This window comes from Vibrio wakamikoensis (assembly GCF_050337275.1).
Classification (GTDB): Bacteria; Pseudomonadota; Gammaproteobacteria; order Enterobacterales; family Vibrionaceae; genus Vibrio; species Vibrio chaetopteri.
This window is the reverse complement of sequence record NZ_JAKJST010000013.1, coordinates 293055-314814: the sequence shown is the minus strand read 5'-3', so window position 1 is coordinate 314814 and position 21760 is coordinate 293055. Positions and strand designations below refer to the sequence as shown.

Below are 21760 nucleotides of genomic sequence, written 5' to 3'. Positions count from 1 at the left end.
TTAGGTATAGACTAAATAAGCAGAGATTAAAAATTAATTGCTTTATAAATTAGTATTTTAGAGTCATCGATCATGCATTCAGTTTTCATTCTCAATCATTGATAATGTTAACGAGCGCGATATCAAAAAGTTGCCATTTCACGCCAAGTAGCTAAGCTAAAAACAATACTTTTCAAGAGTCTGAATCATGCCTACACCCCAAGAGCCCGCCAATAGACTGATTAAATCGAGTTATGCTCGTATTTTGGTTGAACTATTTCGTGAATACGGGGAAGACCCACATCAAGCGATCCGCGACTCAGGGCTGCCACCCGATCTGTTTGATTTAGACCAAGAATTCTTGCCGCAAGAGCCTGTAAAACGGCTGTTATATTTGCTCGGAAATCAACTTGGAATGACCAATTTTGGTGACCTAGTAAGAACCGCCATCAAACAAAAGTCACTACCAAAACTATTAGGACAATTCTCTGAGTGCAGTACAGTTAGAGAGGCCTTGGAACATTCGCGTGATGTATTTGCTTATGACGCCACCAACGTTAGCGTTGGACTTGAAACAGCGCACGGAAGAACCTGGTATTGGTGTAAGCGGGAGAATGATGGCAGTGACCCGTTTATTTGGTCTGAAGTCTGGGCTGTGTTGTATACGATTGAGCTAATACGAGCACTGACCAAGAGTCACTGGACGCCTAAACAGCTTAAAATCCAGATTGATGAAATAGAGCTTTACCAAGCAATCATCGGTAAGTCGACCCAATACATCGTCAGCAATGATCGTATCGAGTGGTTAATCGAAGATGAAATTTTAGATCAGCAGCCCAACATCACGGCCAAAGATACCGAAACCCAAGCGCCACTTGTCACCTGGCATGCCAACTTTACCGACCAAGTATTTACCGCACTATTGCCCTATGTACGAGAACATAACTTAACACTCGAAAATGCGGCCAAACTCCTTAAGCTGTCCCCACGCACATTGCAAAGGCGCCTCAAAGAAGAGCGCACCAACTTTCGTCATATCAAAGACAACCTAGTTTTCACCGTTGCCGTCGACATGATGGGTGAGGAGCTATCTCTTACTCATATTGCCAGTCAACTAGGATTCTCTGATATTTCCCATTTCTCGCGCTCGTTTAAACGCATTAGTGGACTAACGCCCAAGCTTTACCAAAAAACAATAATGAACCTAAACCACAATCATCGGGCACAGTAGACAAATAAGGCAATCCATTACCAACTGTTACACAACACGAATGAAAACTATAATTTGTACATGTACATGGTCGACTTATGCTGGTAGCGTGTCGGCGATATTGAGTAATGAGTTTTAGAGGTTGTCACTGTGCGTGTACTTGCTTGGTTTTTCGCTGTTGTTTCTGTGAGTGGTTATGCCAATGATTGGAGCTGGCAAGACCTAGCACAGGAGATAGACGCACCAAGTTACACCAATCATTTCAAAGACTACGACATCAAATCCCGATACGACCTAATGATGGTTGTAGACTATCAAAACAGCCATGATGATGAGAGAGTAGTCCGAGAAGAGGATTATCGCCAAGCCCTACTGCGTTTCGCTGAAAAAGGTGTGAATATCCTTGCGCTGATTGAAGAGCAAAAAGAAATCGATGAAGATCACTCCGACTGGAACATGAAGGTAAACAATGATCTGATTGGTAAACAAGGACGACTCCCGGGGTTTATCGTTCCACTGGAATTCGACAACTTAACAGTTACTGAGTTTATTCTGGTGCCCACTGCTGGTGCTTGTATTCATACCCCGCCCCCACCAGCCAATCAAATGGTCGTAGTAAGCTTTCCTCAAGGCGTGCAATTTAGAGGCTTGTATACCCCAGTTTGGGTGGAAGGTACGCTAGCTCAACAAACCAACTCGTCTAATATTGAGCTGTCAGACGGTGCCACGGATGTGACCACCGCCTATACAATGGAAGCGCAATCGGTAGAAGTGTACGAGTAAAAACCTAAGCGAACTTATTCGCTCTCTGTTTCCACCGTTCGTGGACGCTGACCAAGACGATAGATCTTTTCAGCGCGAGTACCGAAAAACCAAAAGCTTGCTGCGAGTACGGCAAAAAACAGTGCTTTATGCGTGCCTTCCCAAAAGTACTCAACGAATCGAGTATACAGGTTGATAAACACGAAAATTAAACCAAAGCCACGATTTAGCTCATCGTCAAACTTGATACCGTGATAAAGCGCTGCAAGCGAAGCGATGAGCAACAATACCGACCAATAGATGAGCGAAAACTGCCTCACATCTCCCCACTCTGCGAAATCGGCGTAATTGCCAAAAATAGAGACAACCCAAAGCGACAAAAAGAACAAAATCAATCCATAGGCGCGAGTCGTAATGGAAAAGTCTTCAAACTGTGGCCACTTACGCTGAGTTGTCATCCCCAGCGCAACCAGAATTGCACTAAACAATACAAACCGTAGAGGCAGTGTCATGCCAAGAAAATAGCCAGACTCATCCCACTGGTAGGTTTCAATGCCAAACCAAATGCTCAAACTAAGCAAGGCACACGCCCACACCAACAAGGATGGTATCCAAAATCCAAGTAAACCATAAACAATGGACGCAAGCAGGATCAGTTTCGTTAAGCTATTGGTTTCAATGACTTGACCAATAAAATAGATAGAAATGGCGGTACTGATGATACCCAATACGAATAACGCTTCATTGCTGAAGGTTTTATCTGGTGCGCTCGACTTTCTTCTTACGCCGTAGAGATAAAAACCCGCGGCCACGACAGCAAAAAATCCGCTTTTCGCGATATCAGGCGCGCTAAAGATTTGTTCAATAAGTTCAATTAACCACTTGTCGAGCAGTACTGACAAGACTGAGAGTACGATACATAAAATGGCGACCCAGAATGAGTACTTAGCAATCAGTGACCAGTCAATACTCGCAACTTCATAACTGCCTTTGAGTTTGCTGCGATCGTCATCAGTGATCACACCTTCTTCGTGCCATTGGTCAATCGCACTGTTTACCACGCGACTTTCTCTTTTTGACAGTTTCATCGCTCTATTCTTCCGTTCAGTTGCTTGAGGCTAACCCCCAAAATTTGTCGTCACACTATACAAATAGCTGAGACTTCGCAAACAAAACTGCGTCTCCGGATATCAGGACTTTGTCATGTTTTAGTAACCCATAGAGAACGCCCGTTCTCGCTGAAGCTTGCAGCGCAGTTAAACTTGTCTTGTTTAGCCTTTCACTCCAATACGGCACAAGGCCGGCGTGAATCGAACCGGTTACTGGATCTTCATCGCCACCATTTGCTGGCCAAAAATACCGGGAGACAAAATCGTAGCGGTCATCAGCACTTAGCGCTGTTGCGACCACATCGAAAGGCGCCAAGCGCTTTAGCTGTTCATTATCTGTTTTCAAATCGAGCACATCACTGGCTTGGTCATACACAGCAAAATAAGCTTGCTCACTACGTAAAATATGCTTGGGTTTAATAGAAAGGCCGTCTAGGAGAGGAGTTGGAATCTCTGCAACCGGCTGTGGAGAACGATTGGGGAAGGTCATTTCGATTCTTCCCTTCTCGCCTTTTGATACGACTAAGTCACCGACCTTTTCCGTAGAAAACGTGATTTTGCCTGTTAGTTTGAATTGCTCAAACAGCACATATGCCGATGCCAACGTCGCGTGACCACAAAAATCGATTTCCATCATGGGGGAAAACCAGCGGATGAAGTAGTGGTTGGTACCAAGGTATTTTAGGAAGGCCGTTTCGGACAAGTTATTCTCGATTGCGACGTTTTGCATCCAAGTTTCATTCTGGTACTCATCAACGACGATGACAGCGGCACTATTGCCTTTAAATGGAACTTGGGTAAACGCATCAACAATCCATTGCTCAGTCATTGGTATCCTTCCCTTACTTTGCTGATCCCCGCTCAACTAGCTCGATTGGTGTAGGCAATCCGCTTGCGGTAGATTCGATAAACTAGAGCAAGTAGTATACAAACAATAGCAGGTACAACAAGCGCCAAAAATGCCAAGCTCTTGAAAAGTAAAGCACCAACTATGCCACCAAGGATAAAGCCAAGCAAAATCGTCACAAACAGCTTCGCTTTACGCTTATCGAATGTCTCTCCACGCAACGTAGAGCCAATCATAATCCCAAGATCAGTGACAATCCCAGTCACGTGCGTTGTGCGAACAACCGCACCGCTAAATGTCGTTGCGAGTGCATTCTGAAGGCCACACGCCGCCGATGCAAAATAGCTACCGGTTTGCGAGCCACTAAGCAAAAAGTATGTCGCAGCCAACAAAAATAGGCTCTCGATACACAGTAGCCATTCGTACTGTCGACCAAGCTTAAGGGATACGTTCGAAATGAATAGCCCAGAAATGGCCGACCCAACAAGAAAACTCACAACAATGGCCGACAAGTGCCCTGCCGCTGACCAATCATTGATTAGCTGAGTTCCAAGTAGCGTTGCCGTCCCTGATAGGTGTGAAATAGCTTGGTGTTGAAATCCAAGTAGACCGATAGCGTTTACGGTTCCCGCAAGCAACGCCAGCACAAAAGCTCCAGATTCAATCCAACGGGGTAGTTTAGAGATCACCTGAGCACCTCACGACAACAAAATAGGTTAACGACAAAATAGACTAACGACGATTAAATCGAAGCGTGCATCATAGTCCTATCGAGCGGGTTTTCTTTGATTTGAAGCACATAATGTGTTGCGGACCGGCTTCTCCCCCCAAATAGAGGTCTCCAGTGTCATCAAAACCGACTTTTTGATACAACTGGTAAGCGACGGTGTTTTTGCAATTGACGGTCAGATACAAATCACAGGGCGCTATGTTAAGCCAAGAATGAAATTGTCCGGTAATGAGGTTCAGAGAAGCTTTGGCAAGCCCAAGTCCTTGATAGCGTTTATCGATAAAGTAGGCTCTTAGCCCTATCGCGCCGCTAGGTGCATCGCTCATAGTGCTTGCATAGCCTTGATCGAGTAAAAAGAATCCTACCGCTATATCATTGGAATAAATGACCCATTGGGTCTCTAATGGCTTAGTGAGACTTTTATGAACAATTTCCGACGTGATACCCACAAATGGGAGTTGGCTGTCTTCTACCGAAAGAGTGACTAACTCCTCGGTAACTGGAACGTCTATTTTTCTAATCGTTAACGTCATAAAACCAATCCATGTTCATTCCAATCAAACTCCATTTGTTTCGCCGTTTTTAACGCCACCTCTCTGCCCTTTAGCTTTTCAACCAACCTTAGGCTCATATCGATGCCCGCCGATATCCCCCCAGAGGTCACTATGCTGCCAACATCCACCCAACGTACTCCAGACTTAACCGTCAAATTAGGAAACTTCGCTTTTAAATCATCTTGGTCTTCCCAATGAGTAGTGACCGCTTGATTGGTAATAACCCCAGCTTTGGCTAACAAAAAAGCACCGGTACACACCGAAGCGACGAAATTCGCCTGTTGCGAAACTTTGGCAATCCAGTCCATAGATTTGTCATTATTCATCTCTGGTTCGTGAATACCGCCGGGAATAATGACAACGTCAAGTTTTGGATGACTTAGAATCGAGTGATCAGACTGAACGTTAAATCCGCCGCGCGCACTTACCGTACCGTGGTTATGTGATAGCAAACTGACGCTCCACTTGTCTTCATCAGACAAAAAGCGGTTTGCCGTAGAAAACACCTCAAACGGACCTGCGAAGTCCAATACCTCTACGTCCTTATAGATATAAATCCCAATGTTCATGGCACCCGCCCTTTGTTAATACTCCGTTACACACACTATTCAGATCTAACAAAAATATCAACTTCTGCGCGCACACTATTCTTTGTTGGACAAGGTGTTAACTAGAACTGAGGGCACGCTTTACGACAAACGCTTATACATCACATAACTATCAACATAACCAAGGCGACCATGGTTATAAGCGCTAGGTATCGTACCTATTATCTCGAAACCTAACCTCTTCCAAAGCTCTACCGCAATCTTATTGGACGATACAACACTGTTAAACTGCATCGCTTCAAACCCTAGCTCAATTGCAACTTGCTGAGAGTGCTCACACATTTGCCTTGCTATACCTTTACCTCGAGCATTTTCTGAAACCATGTAACCACAGTTGCAAATATGACGACTTGGTCCAGCAGCATTTGGCTTGATATAGTAGGAGCCCAACATCTCACCTTCAACAACATAGACAAAGGTCTTTAAAGGTACCTCGCACCATATTTCATGTGACTGCTCTAGCGTCATATGTGGATCGAATGCGTAGGTTTCTTGAGCGGCGATGACTTGTGAAAAGGTAGGCCAAAATGCGTCAAAATCCTCTTTCGTCATTTCACGTAACATAGACTCTTCCTTGTCTCTAATATAAATCGGTTCAAACGCGCTCGAGATGATTCAACGGCGACCAACCCATTGCATCTTTGTCGCTGGACTTTGCACACCAAATCCAACCGTTGAGTTCAAATTCAGCAACAAGTAATTCGCCCACAGATAAGCGATGCTCAATAGCCTGGTAGTCTTTCTGAACGGTTGCAATATCACTCTCTATGATGAGAATTTGCTTAGGAACCCAGCCCTTTTTGTCTTCGCCACGACAAAATATCCAGTTCGGCCAATCACCCTGAGCGTCAGACTCTTCGATTACCTTGAGCTGCTCTCCTTTTGTAATGATGATTGGTTTCTCAGGGGTGTCAGTGTAGTCTTTAACGACTTTATATTGCATATTGCGTCCTTTCTTTTTCATGCGCGACCTTAAATACCTTAAGAAACAAGATAAGCCAGCAAATCTACGACTTGTTCCGGTGTGGTTGCCCATGCTTGCGCCGCGCCATCGACCTCTTTGAGAGCGTGCACCAAGCTGTCGTCGTGCAATGTAATGTAAGGTTTGCCAAGTGCTGCGCAGTAACCTGCATCAAAAGCGGCGTTCCACTGTTTGTACTTATCGCCAAACCGGATAATCGCAACGTCACACGCTTTGATGGCTGTTTGAATGCGTATTGCGTTTACTTTGGCAGACTTATGATCGCGCCAAAACTGCTGAGACTCGACACCTAAGCCGTCGCCTGCAGCATCACTTGATTCATGATGGGTATTGGCAGAGGTGAAGCTGATATCAAGGCTCTTCGCTTTGCATCCCTCAATGATCTGCTCTCGCCAGTCGGTATGAATTTCACCTGATAGATAGACTTTCAACACGTACTCCATTAACACATTGATTTTTAAGTCAGTCTACCCTCAACACACGGGCTGAGCAATGATGTTATTACTTACAGAAAGTATCGATGTAGAGCGCTTCTACCTTTTCTCTCGCCCACGGAGTTCGGCGCAAAAACTTTAATGAAGATTTAATTGAAGGGTTGTTGTAAAAGCAGTTGATCTGAATTTCCGCATCCAAACCTTTCCAGCCGTAATGCTCTTGAAGACGGACTAATATTTTTTCTAACGTTAGACCATGTAATGGATTGTTGGGCTGCTCTTGACTCATGTTTTGTACCTGAAATTAGTTAACGGGCGGCAGTGTAACAGATTGTGCTTTCACAAGCCGCAGATTCATCATCGGAGTTACAAGCAACTACTTTAGTGAGTAGTTCGCATAGCCTGAACAGCTTCTTTGATCGAATTGAATCCAATTTTGATAACACATACTTGAGCCAGTGCAAATTCATGGGCTTGTACCAACGATATCACCTCTTCAAGTGTCAGAGTTTTATACTGAGCTTTGAACGAGATGTTATGACTGGAGTCCAATTCTACCTTGAAAACCTCTCCGCTAGAGTCGATCAATATGTCTTCGTCACTGGCAATGAGTGACTCCAACTCATTAACTAAGTCAGCTTCCAATGCAAGGAATAGCAATTCATCATCACCTTCGAGTTTAAATAGACATGGCCATTGGATCATAATTGTGTTCGTTAATAACTAAAGGTATTTATGCGCATTATTGTACGCTTCAATCTCTATCGGCGATTCTTGATAACCAAATATCTTTAACTGCAAGAAGTATTCACGAGTGATGCCCTCTAGGCTTAGCTCCTCAGCTTGACGCACATGGATTAATTCATGAGACAGCAGCAGTTTATCACCTTTTGCGGCATGCTTAATGTAAATGCCATAGCCATAAGTCATCCCTACTAAGTATGGCGAATCTAGCCCCAACCGATCCATTTGAAACTTAAGAGGGTCATTCTTGGGCATAGGTAATTCATCAACATACAATACCCTAACCCTTTCGGGATGCTTTATACCGACGCGCTGAGCAATGTCCATATACTGCGGCAATAATGGGACACCATTTTCTAGCGCGCGCCTTTCATTATTCTTAACAAACTCAAGCGCTAACGGCATATAAGGGTCAATTTGATCCGTGATGTATTGCGGTGGGTTTTGGTACAACTCGTGATTGTCTTTACAACCGACTATGCCACTTAAAAGTACTGGGATAAAGAGTAACGTTGTATACTTAAGCAATGAAAACCTACCTTAACTGATTGATAAGAAGCCATATTCAAATCAAACAACGCTACCATAAGTATTTGAACAATCGGAAAGGCTGGTGTGTTTCTATACTGTCCCTCGCAATTTTGGCACAAAAAAACGCGCTAGCTTAACTAGCGCGTTTTTCATCAAAATTCAATTACGCTTGAGCTGGGCGTAACATAAACCAGTAAGGGAAGTTTTCACTCTTAGAAAGGACTTCAAAACCACGTCGTTCAAACGTCTTCACGACCTTTTCACTTGAGGCAACAACATACGTTGGCTTGCCTGCCGCATCGGCTTGATCAGTGACCGTTTTAATAAGTGCACTTGCTAAACCTTTACCACCTGCTTTTGGAGATACTCCCAAACCCCATAGCCAGTAGCAGTCTTGCATTGGAGGTACGGCAAGCATTTGTTCGCATACTTCTTTGGCAATCTCGATTCGGTTAGAACCCATCATGCGAGTAACGATAGATAGCACTTCCATTTTCTGCATGACATCGGGTTGATGAGCGCCTGGCGGGCGCATGATAACGCAGCCATCTCTTTCAGGTGTTGTATAAACTTCTCCACCAGCAAGTCCCCATTCGCCAATTGCCCAGCGCCAGTAACAATCATGGGCAAAATCTGCCACTTCATCTTGACGCAATGCGGCTTGCATTGCTTCATTATCTGCGTATGCATCTAAGAACATGGAACACAGATCAGATACGGCAGTGTAGTCGGCTTTAATAATTTGTAATTCAGACATGCTACTTCCTCTTGGCTAATATGGGTTAGCAAGTAAAACTTTCCGCTTGCTAGTCTTGAATTGTCACCCGTTTAGGTTACTTATGTGCAAAACACTTTGTCAATCACTCGACGAAGCATTTGACCACTCGCTAACCAAATCACAACACTCTTTCAATATTAGCCAATGCTCTACCTTTTGTTACTAAATGTATCATCAGGACTTATAGAGATTCATTTGCAACAATAAGCAGCCATTCCGCTTCTAACAAACAGCCGTTATATCTGCTCCTGAGAGCGTTTAAGGAAAATAGCAACGACAGCCGCAATCGCGAGAGCAAAACAATAGTAAGAGTTCGCGATGACATCCAATGGCGACAAGTTAAATACCGAACCCAGCAATAGTACCTGAGCGCCATAAGGCAGCAGCCCTTGGATCACACAAGAGTAAATATCTAGTAGACTTGCCGAACGTTTTGGCGCGACTTGATACTCATCGGCCAACTCTTTAGCCACACTGCCCGACACAATAATCGCTACGGTGTTGTTAGCAGTACAAAGGTTAACCATCGAAACCAAACCAGCAATCCCAAACTCACTTGCTCTGCGGCTTGAGGTTTTATCATGTGTCGAACCAAAAGTGCGGATAGCTCGGCTCACTAGCTTAGTTAAAAATGCCAATCCACCTTGCAGGCGCATCAGCTCACTCAAACCACCAATCAACATCGATAACAGGAAGATTTCCTGCATATTGCCAAAACCAGTGTAAATATCCTGGCCGAGTGTCGTTAGACTGTAGTCATCAACAGAGAGCAAACTCACTCCACCAGCAAGTAAAATACCGACAGTCAATACAACGAACACATTCAAACCAGATACTGCTAAGAAAAGAATGGCCAAATAAGGCATTACTTTAAGCCACTCAATTTCGCCAGTTTCAGGTAAAGTCGTCGCCGAACTATTGAAAGCAAAAATAAGCATTGCAGCTAACGCAGCGGGAATCGCAATTTTAACATTCTCTTTAAACTTATCTCTCATGTGACATCCTTGAGAGCGAGTCGCTGCAATAGTGGTATCCGAGATTATCGACAAGTTATCGCCAAACATCGCTCCGCTAAGCACGACACCTGCCGTCAACGGAATACTCATTCCCGCTGACTGTGCGATACCTAGAGCAACAGGCGCGACCGCTGCAATCGTGCCCATAGACGTCCCCATTGCCGTCGCAATGAAAGCGGAAATAAGAAAAATGCCTGGCAAAATCATACTGGTTGGGATTGCAGAAAGGCCAAGGTTTACCGTTGCATCAACACCACCCGAGGCTTTAGCGACCGCAGCAAAAGCACCAGCCAATAAATAGATCATGCACATTGCAACGATGTCTTGATGGCCAACACCACGCAAGAACTGCTCAATCGCACGGTTAAGCTTCTCTTTACTCAGCAAGACTGCCAATACCACTGCAGGCAGCGCTGCAATCGGTGCAGGTAGCTGATAGAAAGCAAATTCAACCCCTTTCCAAGATAGGTAACTACCTACTCCAATAAAAAGAGTTAAAAACAGAGCAAGAGGTAAAAGAGCTACCCCAGAAGCCTTAACTGATTGAGAAGTTAAATGTTGTGTAGACATACTAAAAGTCGCGCCGATGATAGAAAGGCGAGCAGACTAATCTCAACCAACAGACTTGTCAACGTCTAGACGTCCAAATGGCCAATAATTAATTCCGATAACTACATGAGTTGCGTATGAGGAATTAAAGCGCCGTAGAGTAGTGGTCATAGTGCTCAAGCCAAGCGATCGCCTCATTCATTGGCATCGCTTTAGCATAGTAGAAACCTTGCGCAACCTTAATACCGTACTCTCTCGCGAAAGCCTGTTGCTGTACCGTTTCTACTCCTTCAATGACGACATCAAACGACAGCTCCTTTGAAAGTAAGGTTATCGCTTTAATAATCGCTCTAGTTTCTGGCTTGTTGGCTGCTTCTTTAGTGAAAGAACAATCAATTTTAACGGTGGAAAATGGGAAGTTTTTCAATAAGTCTAGCGAGGCATTGCCAGTGCCAAAATCGTCCAACTGCAACGAAAAGCCCATTTCTTTGAGTCGGTCTAGAGAAAGCAGTGTTTCTTGCTTGTTTCGAAATATCGCGGTTTCCGTGAGTTCGAGCGGAAAACGGCTCGCACTCAGTCCCGTTTCAAGTACCCTGCGTTTCAAAAATGGAATAAAGTGCTCATGTTCAAGTTGTACAGCGGAGATATTGATCGACACGGTATGATTGAAACCGCTGCTCTCCAACCTACGTTGGAACTCTATGCATTTTTCAAACACAAACTCGCCAACCCTTATAATATCGACGGTTCTTTCAAGCATTGGAACAAAGACGGCCGGACTCACGTAACTACCATCACTTTGTTTCCAACGTAGCAGAGCCTCAAACCCCGTCACATTCAAAGTACCCACTTCTACTTGAGGCTGAAACCAGACCTCAAAACTGCCCTGCTCAACTGCTCTGCGAAGTTTATGATACAAACTGAATTTACGTCGACTCGCCTCCCCAATATCTACCGTGAAACGCTGAATACCTGACGTACTCACAGGATTGCGCTTCGCAAAATACATTGCCGTATCCGCGCAGAAAAGTAGAGACTTGATCTCTACACCATCATCTGGATAACGTGCTATCCCAATAGAGCAATCAATTCGGAGTTGAGTAGATTCAAAAGTCACAGGAAGACGGACGAGCGCTTGTAACTCACGAGCAAACAACAACGCTTCTTGTTCACTATCTGCGAAATGTAGAATGGCGAATTCGTCTCCGCCCAAACGAGCGATACTGTCCCGCTCATCAGAGAGCTGTAAAATAGACGCGCTCACCGTTTTCAACAGTGTATCACCGGCTAAATGGCCTAAGTTGTCATTTACAGACTTAAAGTTATCGATATCAAGGAAAAACAAGAATGCGCTTCGGTTATTTTCAAGAAGGACTTTAAAGCGCTCAAAAAAACTCAATCGGTTAGGAAGACCAGTAAGAAAATCGGTGCGAGCGAGAGACACTGCGTTGCCTTCTGCCTCTTTACGCATTTCGACTTCCGCAACAAGCGCTTTTTTACTCACGGTTGTGACTTGTAGCTCCCGGCACATCTCCTCAAGGCTTTGAAACAGTTCATGCCATTCTCGAATACGAGAGTTTTTGGACTGGTTCGAGTCATAATGAGCATAATCTTGGCCGATTTTCTTCATTTCATGTCGCACAGTTTTAAGTGGCACAATCAACGCTGTATACAGCACAATCAAAACGACAATTGAGAGAAACGTGGTGCTGCCCACCGCCACGGTTTGATACCAAGATAGTCTCGATACTTCGAGCGTCGCGAGCTGTCTCGCCTCTTCACTCAAGTTATGCAGTTGGGTAATCAAATTCTGACTATAAGCGTTCAGATTGATGGTGATCCACTGAATATCCTTGTCAATCGTTGCTTCGCTCAATCGCTCAAACTGCATTCGTATCCGAGCAATATCGATAGACAGGCGCTTGGCCAACATCTTCTCTTCCAACTGAGTGATGTTGAGTAGTTGACCCGCTTGCTCCTCGATCTTGTCTAGGGTATTCGACCACAGGGTTAGAGAGTCAGAACGACGATACAGATTATAATCAGCGACGATTACGTTTAAACGCGATGCTTGTTGACTGATTGCAAAAGCCTGCTCATCCAAAGACAGTACTTCATCTCGCACCGCATTTTGCTTTTGGGATAGGTAAGCCGTGGTTAACATGAAAGCGGCAACCAAAGTTACAAACAGGGTTAGAATTTGCTTAATACTGGTTTTCATAATCTAAAATCGTCTGTCTAAGCGGCGCAGCATCACGAAGCGGTTTTGGTCTTAATAGGCTTTTTGTGTCGGTCATTGAGTCAGTTGACAGCCCATGTGACTGCAACCAAACAAACTCACGATCAAACAACGCGATGAGTGGCTGGTAAAGCGACACCGATAATACGCTGTCTGCGAGAAGCTTTTGCACTTGTTTGGCATCAGCATTAAAGCTGTCCATCAGCACTTGCTTGGCATAATCAGGCTGATCTTCTAGGACGGATTCTGCGTCAATCATTGCAAGCAGCAATCGCGATACGTCTTCATCGGAAAGGCGTCGATGCGCCAGCATCAATTCATATTGAAGGAACGTTCCGGGAAAATACTTCACAAAGCCGGTCTGGTTTGTTTGAGAAATAAGCTCTGAAACAAAGGGCTCTCGAATCGTTATATAGTCGCATTCACCTTCAATGAGGTGACGATTAAGCTTAGAGACGGGCACAAATTTAAAGATGACATTTTGCGCGCCACTTCGCTCAGCCAAAGCTTGTCCAAAAAAGTGCAGCGCTGATACATATTGTGTACAGAGCACCTTATTTTCCAGATCCGCAAGGCTCGAAAATGGTTGCAGGCTTGCAATAGCATTGGAGTTATCTGAATCAAAGACCGTCGCGACTACACGATAATCCGGTAGTAAATCTTGACGTGCGAGATAGGCAATATCCGCGGCGAATATGACGTCGGCATCGATTTCACCATCAATCACTGAACGCAGCGCTAATGTTCCACTGGGTCTGGGTTCGATTGTCAGGTTCAGATTTTGCTTTTCAAACCTTTCCGCGGCATGGGCGAGATACAACAAACTGGCACCGGGCTGAAGACCCGTTACCACCGTGACATCTTTAGGTCGAGATTGCGTCGTTTCCTTCTCGCCACAGCCCAAAAGCAGTGTGGCGCACAACATCATAATCGGCACACGTCCCATGTAATGTACCTCGCCTTTTTTCTTTTAATATAGTAAACAATTTGCCGTATTGTATATTTCCTTTAAAAGTACAGAGGAATGAACAATTAGGCAGCAACAACATCTGAAAAATAGATTGTTGATTGCCATGTTTTGGCAGCGGTGGTCTAATATGGACTCAACGGAAAGCCCTGATTGTAAAGGCTCTCTCTCAGAACAAAGGAAGCATGCCCCATGTCTCAGCACCAACCCACTTTTTTCTTCTTCGATTACGAAACTTGGGGGGTGAGCCCGGCGAAAGACAGACCTTGTCAGTTCGCTGGGGTAAGAACAGATGCAGACTTTAATATCATTGGCGACCCTTTGGTCATTTATTGCCAGCCACCCGCCGATTACCTTCCTTCACCAGAAGCTGCGCTAATTACCGGTATTACCCCTCAGCTATGCCAAGAAAAAGGGCTCTCGGAGCCTGAGTTCATCGCCAAAATTCATGAACAATTAGCGACGCCAAATACGACTAGTCTTGGCTATAACAGCATCCGCTTTGACGATGAAGTGACTCGATACACTTGCTACCGCAATTTCATCGATCCTTATGCTTGGAGCTGGCAAAACGGGAACTCTCGTTGGGATCTACTCGATGTCATGAGAGCGTGTCACGCACTGCGCCCAGATGGTATTGAGTGGCCAGAAAATGAAGAAGGATTTACCAGTTTCAAATTGGAGCACCTTTCCGTTGCCAACGGTATTGAGCATGAAAATGCTCACGACGCGATGGCCGATGTAATCGCTACTATTGAGCTAGCAAAAAAAGTCAAAGCAGCTCAACCTAAACTGTTTGATTATTTCTATTCAATGCGGCAAAAGCGTAAGCTGAACGAGTTGGTTGATATCGTCAATATGACGCCACTGATGCACGTATCAGGAATGCTTGGGAAGGAGTGCCAGTATACCAGCTGGGTAGTCCCTATTGCTTGGCATCCTACCAATCAAAACGCAGTTATTGTGGCGGATTTAGCGAAAGATCCTCAGCCTTTGCTCGATCTTGATGTTGAAGCGCTGCACCAAAGACTCTACACCAAGCGCGATGAACTCGGTCAAGATGAGCTTCCGGTGCCACTCAAACTTATTCACTTAAACAAGTGCCCAATTCTAGCGCCGGCCAAAACACTCACTGCCGAAAATGCAGCGAACATTGGTATTGACCGAGAGCAGTGTTTAAAGAACCTTGCGCTTATTAAGCAGCATCCAGAAGTTCGTGAAAAGTTGATCGGCCTCTACAGCATTGAACGTGAATATGCAGAAGACAATGATGTCGATACTCAACTCTACAGCGGATTCTTCACTCCTGCGGATAAAAGTGCGATGGATATTATTCGCGAGACAGATCCGAATAATCTGTCTGCATTAGACATTAGTTTTAGTGATCCTAGAATTGAACCTCTGCTATTCCGATATCGCGCGCGCCATTTCGCTTGGACGCTTGATGAGTCGGAGCAGGCAAGGTGGACAAATCATTGTCGTGAGTTTTTCGAAAGTCGTATTGAAGACTACATGCTAAATATGGAAAACTTAGTTCACGAACATGAGTCTGACGAGAAAAAGCTCGCCATACTAAAATCCGTCTACCGCTACGTGGAGCGTCTCGTTTCTTAACACCTTCATCCACGTAGTCGAAGGCAGCCTAATTATTCTATGTTTAGGCTGCCCACTGTATGAACACTCTATTTTTTACTAAGAGGAAGCCATGCTAAAAACCGTGCTTCGCTATGTAGCCTCTTTTGCCATTATTTTTGTTTCACTTTGGTTAGGTAACGCCCTTCAAAGCCTACTCGACGTATCCATTCCCGGAAGTGTGTTTGGCATGTTGCTTCTATTTGCCGGCCTCGCCAGCGGCGTTGTCCCGGTTCGCCTAGTGCAACCCGGAGCTCATGTGTTTATTCGCTATATGATTTTGCTATTTGTGCCGATAAGTGTCGGCCTGATGAATCACTTCGATATGCTAGTGAGCAACGCACTCCCTATTCTAGCTAGTGCTGTGGGTGGCTCTTTGATCGTATTGATTGTGCTTTCGGTGTTCCTTGATCGCTTTTTAAAGAAGGGAGACAAATAATATGTGGCTTCCTGTCACCGTTATCGTGTTTTTTATTGCTCGCTTTATCGCCATAAAAGCGAAGAATCCCATTTTCAATCCGCTTTTACTTAGCATCGCAATGCTAATCCCTCTGCTACTGATACTAAATGTACCGTTTGATACCTATTACGCAGACAACGAGTGGATTAGCTACTTGCTTCAACCTGCGGTTGTTGCCCTAGCCTATCCCTTGTATGAGCAACTTCCTCAGATACGCCAAAACTGGCGCATCATTGCCCTTGCCTGCGGTGTGGGAAGCATCGCGTCAATGTTTACAGCATCGATAATCGCCGTATCGCTAGGTGCAGACACGGAGCTTATTGCTAGCTTACTCGGTAAGTCCGTTACTACTCCTATAGCGATGGAGGTTTCTAGTCATCTCGGTGGCGAGCCTGCGATCGCAGCCATCCTTGTGTTACTTGTTGGTCTATTCGGTGCCATAATGGCCTATCCAATTTACCAACTATTAGGCGTCACCCATCCGATTGCGAAAGGCCTCACGATGGGAACGGTATCTCACGCTCTAGGCACAGCTACGAGCGCTGAAAAAGATCCTCGCGATGCCGCGTTTAGCTCTCTAGCACTGGTAATATGCGGTGTTATTACCTCCGTACTAGCCCCCTCTATGTTCGCCTTTTCAATTTGGTTAAGCCATTGGCTTGGCTAATACCTATTGCGGGTTGTCGATTCTAACAATCCGCAATTTTGTGTGACCTCACTCTTATATTGCAATATTTACAATTGTTGCACTCACACATGTGATCGGCATCACCTTTAGTTCCTTGAAACTTGCTTAGAATGTAAAAAAACACTTAATCACATAGGAAACCGCATGACTGATCGTTTTGATTCTGCGTTGGCCGACACTCCAGAGCATATTGCCACCTTTTTAAAGCCTATTTTAACGGCTCCAGATTTCGATGCGACTTTATCTAAAGAGCAGTTTGAAAAGCTCCAGGCATTGTCTGGTCTTGACGATAGCGAATTGCGTGTCGCCCTTTTACCTTTTGCAGCAGCGTATTCCTATGCGCCCATTTCAGAGTTTTTTGTCGGCGCAATCGTTCGTGGGTTATCCGGACGCCTTTATTTTGGTGCCAACATGGAAATCATCGGCGCTCAGCTTGGTCAAACCGTCCATGCCGAGCAGTCCGCTATCAGCCACGCTTGGATGAAAGGTGAAAATGGTCTGAAAGACATCACTATCAACTACAGTCCTTGCGGTCACTGTCGTCAGTTCATGAACGAACTCACCACCGCAGATTCTTTGGTTGTGCAATTACCACAACGTGATGAAATGACGTTACAAGAGTACCTACCAGAATCCTTTGGCCCTAAAGATTTGGGTATTTCTGACGCGCTAATGAGTCCTAAACAACACGGGCTAACAACCGATGAGACAGACACATTGGTTCTAGCTGCTGTCGACGCGCTTAATCAAAGCCACTCGCCATATACTAAGAACCTTAGCGGCGTTGCTATTAGCACTAAAGACGGCAATACCTACAACGGTGCTTATGCGGAAAACGCCGCATTCAACCCTAGTCTGCCTCCGCTTCAAGTTGCTTTCATGCAGCTATTACTCGCAGGGCAATCGTTCGAAGATATTAAACTCGTGGCTCTTGCAGAAATGGCCTCCGGCAAAATCAGCCACCTTGCTGATACACAAGCGACGCTTGAAGCGATCGACCCAGATATTCCATTGGAATATATCGCTTTATAGTCATCGGTTTTATTGAACAAAATCATAGCCTCGCCCTATTGCGAGGCTATTTTTTTAGCGATTCTAGTAACTCAATTAATTTTAGGCGCAAACGTTTGCTTTTTGAGGATAATCCAGTATGATCCTCGGCAATTCTTCCTCATGAACGTCAAGGATTTTATATGTTTGGTACAGCAACTCGTGAAAACGCTACACGTGTATTACTGTTGGGCTCTGGTGAACTAGGTAAAGAAGTCGCCATCGAATGTCAGCGACTTGGTTTAGAAGTCATCGCCTGCGATCGCTACGAAGACGCACCAGCAATGCAAGTCGCTCACCGTAGCTATGTACTTGATATGTTGGATGGGGAAGCGCTAGAAGCCATCATCGAGAAAGAGAAACCAAGCTATGTGGTTCCTGAAATTGAAGCCATCGCAACGGACAAGTTAGTCGAGCTTGAAAGCAAAGGACTCAATGTCGTCCCTACTGCGAATGCGACCAAGCTCACCATGAACCGTGAAGGGATCCGACGCTTAGCAGCAGAAGAACTCGGGTTGAACACCTCCCCTTACCAGTTTGCAGACAACTATGACGATTTTAAAGCAGCCGTTGAACACGTTGGTGTTCCTTGCGTCGTTAAACCAGTAATGAGTTCGTCAGGCAAAGGTCAGAGCGTTGTCAAAACCGAAGCGGACATCGAAAAAGCGTGGAGATATGCTCAGGAAGGCGGCCGCACTGGTGCTGGTCGCGTAATTGTAGAAGGTTTCATCGACTTTGATTACGAGATTACATTGCTGACAGTACGTGCGGTTGACGGCGTTCACTTCTGCGCACCTATTGGCCACCGCCAGGAAGATGGCGACTACCGCGAATCTTGGCAGCCACAAGTAATGACTGAAAATGCACGCAAAGCAGCGGAGTACACAGCAGAGCAAGTGGTTAACGCACTTGGCGGCTACGGTATTTTTGGCGTAGAACTGTTCGTTAAAGGTGACAAAGTGATTTTCAATGAAGTATCACCACGTCCCCACGATACGGGCCTAGTCACACTGATTTCTCAAGAAATGTCTGAGTTTGCACTTCACGTACGTGCATTCACTGGTATGCCAGTCAATAGCATTGCTCAATATGGCCCTGCGGCTTCAGCGGTGATTCTTGGTCAAGGCACCTCTAATAACATTCGTTTTGAGGGTCTAGATGAAGCATTGGCACTGCCACAGACTCAGGTGCGCCTATTCGGTAAGCCAGATATCGATGGTCGTCGCCGTTTAGGTGTGATTTTGACTAAACGCAAATCGCTTGAAACAGCGGTAGATGAGGCAGTAAGCTGCGCGAAGAAAGTGAAAGTCATTTACTAAACACACACGTTCTATCAATGCCAGAAAGCAGGCTCTGGAATGATTCAGTGCCTGCTTTTTATTCTCTTTCCTTTACTCCGCATTTAACGTGACGCAGACCAAACGGCGAACTCGTTGCCACTGGGTTCAGTAAAATGGAAGCGGCAACCGCCGGGAAAATCAAAGATTTCACGAATAATCACGCCTTGGTTGGCTTCGACCTTTTTGTATGTTGCCTCTATGTCGGCGCTGTAGAAGACTAGCAATGCACCGCCATTTTCAGCCGTTGAACATAGCTCTGCACGATAGAAGCCGCCATTTAAGCCTTGATTTTCAAACGCTGTATAGTCATCACCATAATCCTGAAAAGACCAGTCAAATACAGCCGTAAAGAAACGCTTTGTTTTTTCTAAATCACCGGCCGCGAATTCAACGTAGTCCAGTTTTACTTGCTCACTCATTTCAGCTCCATTGTTTGAGTCATCAATTACCGTTCATAGTAAAAGATCTATCCCTTTAGGTTTGTGAGAAGATAGGCATTTATCTCAAACCTCCTACTGATCAGCTATACACTAGGATTACGTAACAGGTAATTGAGACAAACAAAATGTTCACTCGAACCATAGGGAATCAGGTCTAGCGTGCGCACTAAAAAGATTTCGCATTTAAATAAACTTTTCGCCAAGCCACCATTACTGCTTTTTATTGCAATGATGACAGGTTGTTTTGGTGATACACCGAATGCGCGCTTTCTTGATTACCAGAAACGCATTGTCAACATTCAGCAAAGTGAACTAATCCCTGCCCCAGTTCTTAAGCCGGTCGAGCTTCCCGCAAAGCGTCAGCTTACCAAAGAAATACCACGGACGACTCTAGGTCTAGTGGATAGCTACCAGCTAAGAAAATGCAATCTATTTGGCTTAATTGCAGAGCACAACTCAGTGCTTGGTAAAGTTCAGGATCAGTTTAGAAACTTCGACTACCAGTTGCAGCTTATTGATGGGCTTGAGCGATGCCTAACCTCAAATCAAATTGAGCCAGAGCTTAAAGAAAGTCTACAGAAAATATTGGATGTGAAGTACCAGTACTTACCTGACTACTTTTTTAATCTTGTTTACACCAGTGATGCCATGCGGCTGCAACTAAGTGGTTCGGATTGGATTGTGATGCGCGATGCCAGCCATGCATTACAAATAAGGGAGCCATTGGAGGCGTTCAATACTGTTGCCAAATTCATTGCTACCAGCGAACGAGGAACACTTGAGCGCCCTCCACTACTGACTGACTATCAAGAAACACTTGAAAAACAGAACGTGATTGGGCGTTTGGCCTTTTCTTTGGAAGCGAGTGAGCGATGGTTAAAAACGGTCACAGCTCAACTGCATCAATATGACGATAGCATTCCTTGTGGTAAAAACCGCGACATGTCACGCTTTAATTATCTGGTCAACGTCTTCAACGATGTCTTTGTCAAAGAGCTTCAACCCTACCTCTCTTACCTAGATTCTGAATATCAGGCATTGTCGGCTCAAACCCTGTTTGTATCGGCGCTGCTTCACACCAAGGATAACAGCGGTTACAGTCTTGAGGCGAAGCATCTCGCCTTCAAGCAAGCAAACCGTGCACATGTCGAGTACTGGAAACGTCTTTTTAGACGCTGTGGTCGCGACTTGTCCTCAGTGGTAAATCGATAAAAGCCATATCTTTGTTACTCCGTCTCTCGTATACGATGGTATCGCGCAAAGCGCGGTATGCCGTTTTCAGTCCACCCATTATGCTTAAACGTGACCGTCTTTCCTATTGCTGGAGGATTGGCTCTCTCTTCGTCGGTAAAACCCGTACCGATATAGAGTCGAACACCATCATTTATCTCCACCAATATTGCCCCCATCATACCGTCGTACTTTCCTTTGCCAGGTTTATATCCAACGACAATTCCTTCTGTATCTTGAACCGTTTTTACTTTAATTAAGCTATTGTTTCGTCCAGGGTGATAAATTTCATGACGCTTTTTCAGCATTAAGCCTTCAGCTTCATCGTGGGTTACTTGCGTAAGTAAAGCTTGTAGATCTTTGTGCGTCTCTACTACCTTTTGTTCAACACACTGAATATGCCTATACGGCAGCGACTCACAATAGTTTTTAAGGTAACCATATCGCTGTTCAAATGAACCTAAGTGACCTGGCACATCAAACAGCATAAAAGTAATTGCTTGCCACTGTGATGAATCAGGTACTTTATCAAGTACCGTTTTTTGTACTTGTCCAAAGCCACCTCTTCCTGCCCACAACTCCCCTTCAATCGTTATCTCAGGTAAGTCCTTAATGAACCACTTGGGCGCATTTAAAATACGACCGGATCGCGTGACCAACTCCTTCCCTGTCCAAATTGCTCGAATGCCATCGAGTTTTTCGCTGACATAATAGCTTACAAGGTCGATATCTTGATGGTATTCCAAAGCGTTGGTGACGTTGGGAGCTTGATCGAGAAATTGAATACCGTGCGCGTCCACTTTTGCCACTAGTGCAGCAAAAACAACGAGTGTAGATACTTTTTCCATCGGCTTATACACGTTAACTGCCTCTCCACTCTT

At 45.0% G+C, this 21760-nt stretch carries 25 protein-coding genes; 8 read left to right on the top strand and 17 right to left on the bottom strand.

Annotated elements, in window-relative coordinates:
* Positions 1 to 187 precede the first annotated feature (187 nt).
* Together L4C42_RS04610 and L4C42_RS04605 are read left to right on the top strand one after the other, a co-directional pair.
* On the top strand, positions 188 to 1210 hold the full coding sequence (locus tag L4C42_RS04610) for a helix-turn-helix domain-containing protein (protein ID WP_429759541.1): 1023 nt from the start codon (positions 188 to 190) through the stop codon (positions 1208 to 1210).
* Between the two features lie 129 nt (positions 1211 to 1339).
* Positions 1340 to 1972 (top strand): DUF3299 domain-containing protein, encoded by a 633-nt coding sequence (locus L4C42_RS04605; protein WP_429759539.1) that lies wholly within the window; start codon positions 1340 to 1342, stop codon positions 1970 to 1972.
* A 14-nt stretch (positions 1973 to 1986) separates the two neighbouring features.
* On the opposite strand, the gene L4C42_RS04600 is transcribed toward L4C42_RS04605, so the two are convergent.
* From L4C42_RS04600 to L4C42_RS04530, 15 genes are all read right to left on the bottom strand, one after another.
* Complete coding sequence (locus L4C42_RS04600; RefSeq protein WP_429759538.1) at positions 1987 to 3039, bottom strand: hypothetical protein; 1053 nt, start codon at positions 3037 to 3039, stop codon at positions 1987 to 1989.
* 55 nt (positions 3040 to 3094) lie between these two features.
* The gene (locus tag L4C42_RS04595; protein WP_429759536.1) at positions 3095 to 3889 is read right to left on the bottom strand and encodes a PhzF family phenazine biosynthesis protein; all 795 of its coding nucleotides are present in this window, start codon (positions 3887 to 3889) and stop codon (positions 3095 to 3097) included.
* 32 nt (positions 3890 to 3921) lie between these two features.
* Complete coding sequence (locus tag L4C42_RS04590) at positions 3922 to 4596, bottom strand: YoaK family protein (protein WP_429759535.1); 675 nt, start codon at positions 4594 to 4596, stop codon at positions 3922 to 3924.
* Between the two features lie 70 nt (positions 4597 to 4666).
* Positions 4667 to 5170 (bottom strand): GNAT family N-acetyltransferase, encoded by a 504-nt coding sequence (locus L4C42_RS04585; protein ID WP_429759533.1) that lies wholly within the window; start codon positions 5168 to 5170, stop codon positions 4667 to 4669.
* Positions 5167 to 5760 (bottom strand): DJ-1/PfpI family protein, encoded by a 594-nt coding sequence (locus L4C42_RS04580; protein ID WP_429759531.1) that lies wholly within the window; start codon positions 5758 to 5760, stop codon positions 5167 to 5169. The genes L4C42_RS04585 and L4C42_RS04580 overlap by 4 nt, the downstream gene beginning before the upstream one ends.
* A gap of 120 nt (positions 5761 to 5880) precedes the next feature.
* Positions 5881 to 6363: a GNAT family N-acetyltransferase gene (locus L4C42_RS04575; RefSeq protein WP_429759529.1), complete on the bottom strand. Its 483-nt coding sequence runs from the start codon at positions 6361 to 6363 to the stop codon at positions 5881 to 5883.
* Between the two features lie 31 nt (positions 6364 to 6394).
* On the bottom strand, positions 6395 to 6742 hold the full coding sequence (locus L4C42_RS04570; RefSeq protein WP_429759587.1) for an SH3 domain-containing protein: 348 nt from the start codon (positions 6740 to 6742) through the stop codon (positions 6395 to 6397).
* Positions 6743 to 6780: 38 nt separating this feature from the next.
* Positions 6781 to 7224, bottom strand: a complete 444-nt coding sequence (locus tag L4C42_RS04565) for a YtoQ family protein (RefSeq protein ID WP_429759527.1) — start codon at positions 7222 to 7224, stop codon at positions 6781 to 6783.
* A 58-nt stretch (positions 7225 to 7282) separates the two neighbouring features.
* Positions 7283 to 7504: a VF530 family protein gene (locus L4C42_RS04560; RefSeq protein WP_353496244.1), complete on the bottom strand. Its 222-nt coding sequence runs from the start codon at positions 7502 to 7504 to the stop codon at positions 7283 to 7285.
* Positions 7505 to 7596: 92 nt separating this feature from the next.
* The gene (locus tag L4C42_RS04555) at positions 7597 to 7920 is read right to left on the bottom strand and encodes a DUF4144 family protein (RefSeq protein ID WP_429759525.1); all 324 of its coding nucleotides are present in this window, start codon (positions 7918 to 7920) and stop codon (positions 7597 to 7599) included.
* Between the two features lie 18 nt (positions 7921 to 7938).
* Positions 7939 to 8487, bottom strand: a complete 549-nt coding sequence (locus L4C42_RS04550) for a hypothetical protein (protein WP_429759523.1) — start codon at positions 8485 to 8487, stop codon at positions 7939 to 7941.
* A gap of 166 nt (positions 8488 to 8653) precedes the next feature.
* Positions 8654 to 9247 (bottom strand): GNAT family N-acetyltransferase, encoded by a 594-nt coding sequence (locus L4C42_RS04545; RefSeq protein WP_429759521.1) that lies wholly within the window; start codon positions 9245 to 9247, stop codon positions 8654 to 8656.
* A 257-nt stretch (positions 9248 to 9504) separates the two neighbouring features.
* Complete coding sequence (locus L4C42_RS04540) at positions 9505 to 10854, bottom strand: Na+/H+ antiporter NhaC family protein (RefSeq protein WP_429759519.1); 1350 nt, start codon at positions 10852 to 10854, stop codon at positions 9505 to 9507.
* Positions 10855 to 10978: 124 nt separating this feature from the next.
* Positions 10979 to 13054 (bottom strand): putative bifunctional diguanylate cyclase/phosphodiesterase, encoded by a 2076-nt coding sequence (locus L4C42_RS04535; RefSeq protein ID WP_429759517.1) that lies wholly within the window; start codon positions 13052 to 13054, stop codon positions 10979 to 10981.
* On the bottom strand, positions 13038 to 14018 hold the full coding sequence (locus L4C42_RS04530; RefSeq protein ID WP_429759515.1) for an ABC transporter substrate-binding protein: 981 nt from the start codon (positions 14016 to 14018) through the stop codon (positions 13038 to 13040). Before L4C42_RS04530 ends, L4C42_RS04535 begins: the two co-directional genes overlap by 17 nt.
* 213 nt (positions 14019 to 14231) lie before the next feature.
* Between L4C42_RS04530 and sbcB the strand changes: the two genes are divergently transcribed.
* From sbcB to purT, 5 genes are all read left to right on the top strand, one after another.
* Positions 14232 to 15653, top strand: a complete 1422-nt coding sequence (gene sbcB, locus L4C42_RS04525) for an exodeoxyribonuclease I (protein ID WP_429759513.1) — start codon at positions 14232 to 14234, stop codon at positions 15651 to 15653.
* A 91-nt stretch (positions 15654 to 15744) separates the two neighbouring features.
* Positions 15745 to 16110 (top strand): CidA/LrgA family protein, encoded by a 366-nt coding sequence (locus L4C42_RS04520; RefSeq protein WP_353496252.1) that lies wholly within the window; start codon positions 15745 to 15747, stop codon positions 16108 to 16110.
* A 1-nt stretch (position 16111) separates the two neighbouring features.
* Entirely contained in the window at positions 16112 to 16798 is a 687-nt protein-coding gene (locus L4C42_RS04515; RefSeq protein ID WP_353496253.1) for a CidB/LrgB family autolysis modulator, read from the top strand.
* A gap of 165 nt (positions 16799 to 16963) precedes the next feature.
* On the top strand, positions 16964 to 17851 hold the full coding sequence (cdd, locus tag L4C42_RS04510; RefSeq protein WP_353496254.1) for a cytidine deaminase: 888 nt from the start codon (positions 16964 to 16966) through the stop codon (positions 17849 to 17851).
* A 161-nt stretch (positions 17852 to 18012) separates the two neighbouring features.
* A complete protein-coding gene (gene purT, locus L4C42_RS04505) occupies positions 18013 to 19188 on the top strand; it encodes a formate-dependent phosphoribosylglycinamide formyltransferase (protein ID WP_353496255.1) in 1176 nt (391 codons plus the stop codon).
* An 83-nt stretch (positions 19189 to 19271) separates the two neighbouring features.
* Here the strand turns inward: purT and L4C42_RS04500 are convergent, their stop codons facing one another.
* Positions 19272 to 19628, bottom strand: a complete 357-nt coding sequence (locus L4C42_RS04500; protein ID WP_353496256.1) for a VOC family protein — start codon at positions 19626 to 19628, stop codon at positions 19272 to 19274.
* 180 nt (positions 19629 to 19808) lie between these two features.
* On the opposite strand from L4C42_RS04500, the gene L4C42_RS04495 reads away from it, so the two are divergent.
* Positions 19809 to 20861: a DUF3080 family protein gene (locus L4C42_RS04495; RefSeq protein WP_353496257.1), complete on the top strand. Its 1053-nt coding sequence runs from the start codon at positions 19809 to 19811 to the stop codon at positions 20859 to 20861.
* 14 nt (positions 20862 to 20875) lie between these two features.
* Here the strand turns inward: L4C42_RS04495 and L4C42_RS04490 are convergent, their stop codons facing one another.
* A complete protein-coding gene (locus L4C42_RS04490; protein ID WP_353496258.1) occupies positions 20876 to 21727 on the bottom strand; it encodes a DNA ligase in 852 nt (283 codons plus the stop codon).
* Between the last annotated feature and the right edge of the window lie 33 nt (positions 21728 to 21760).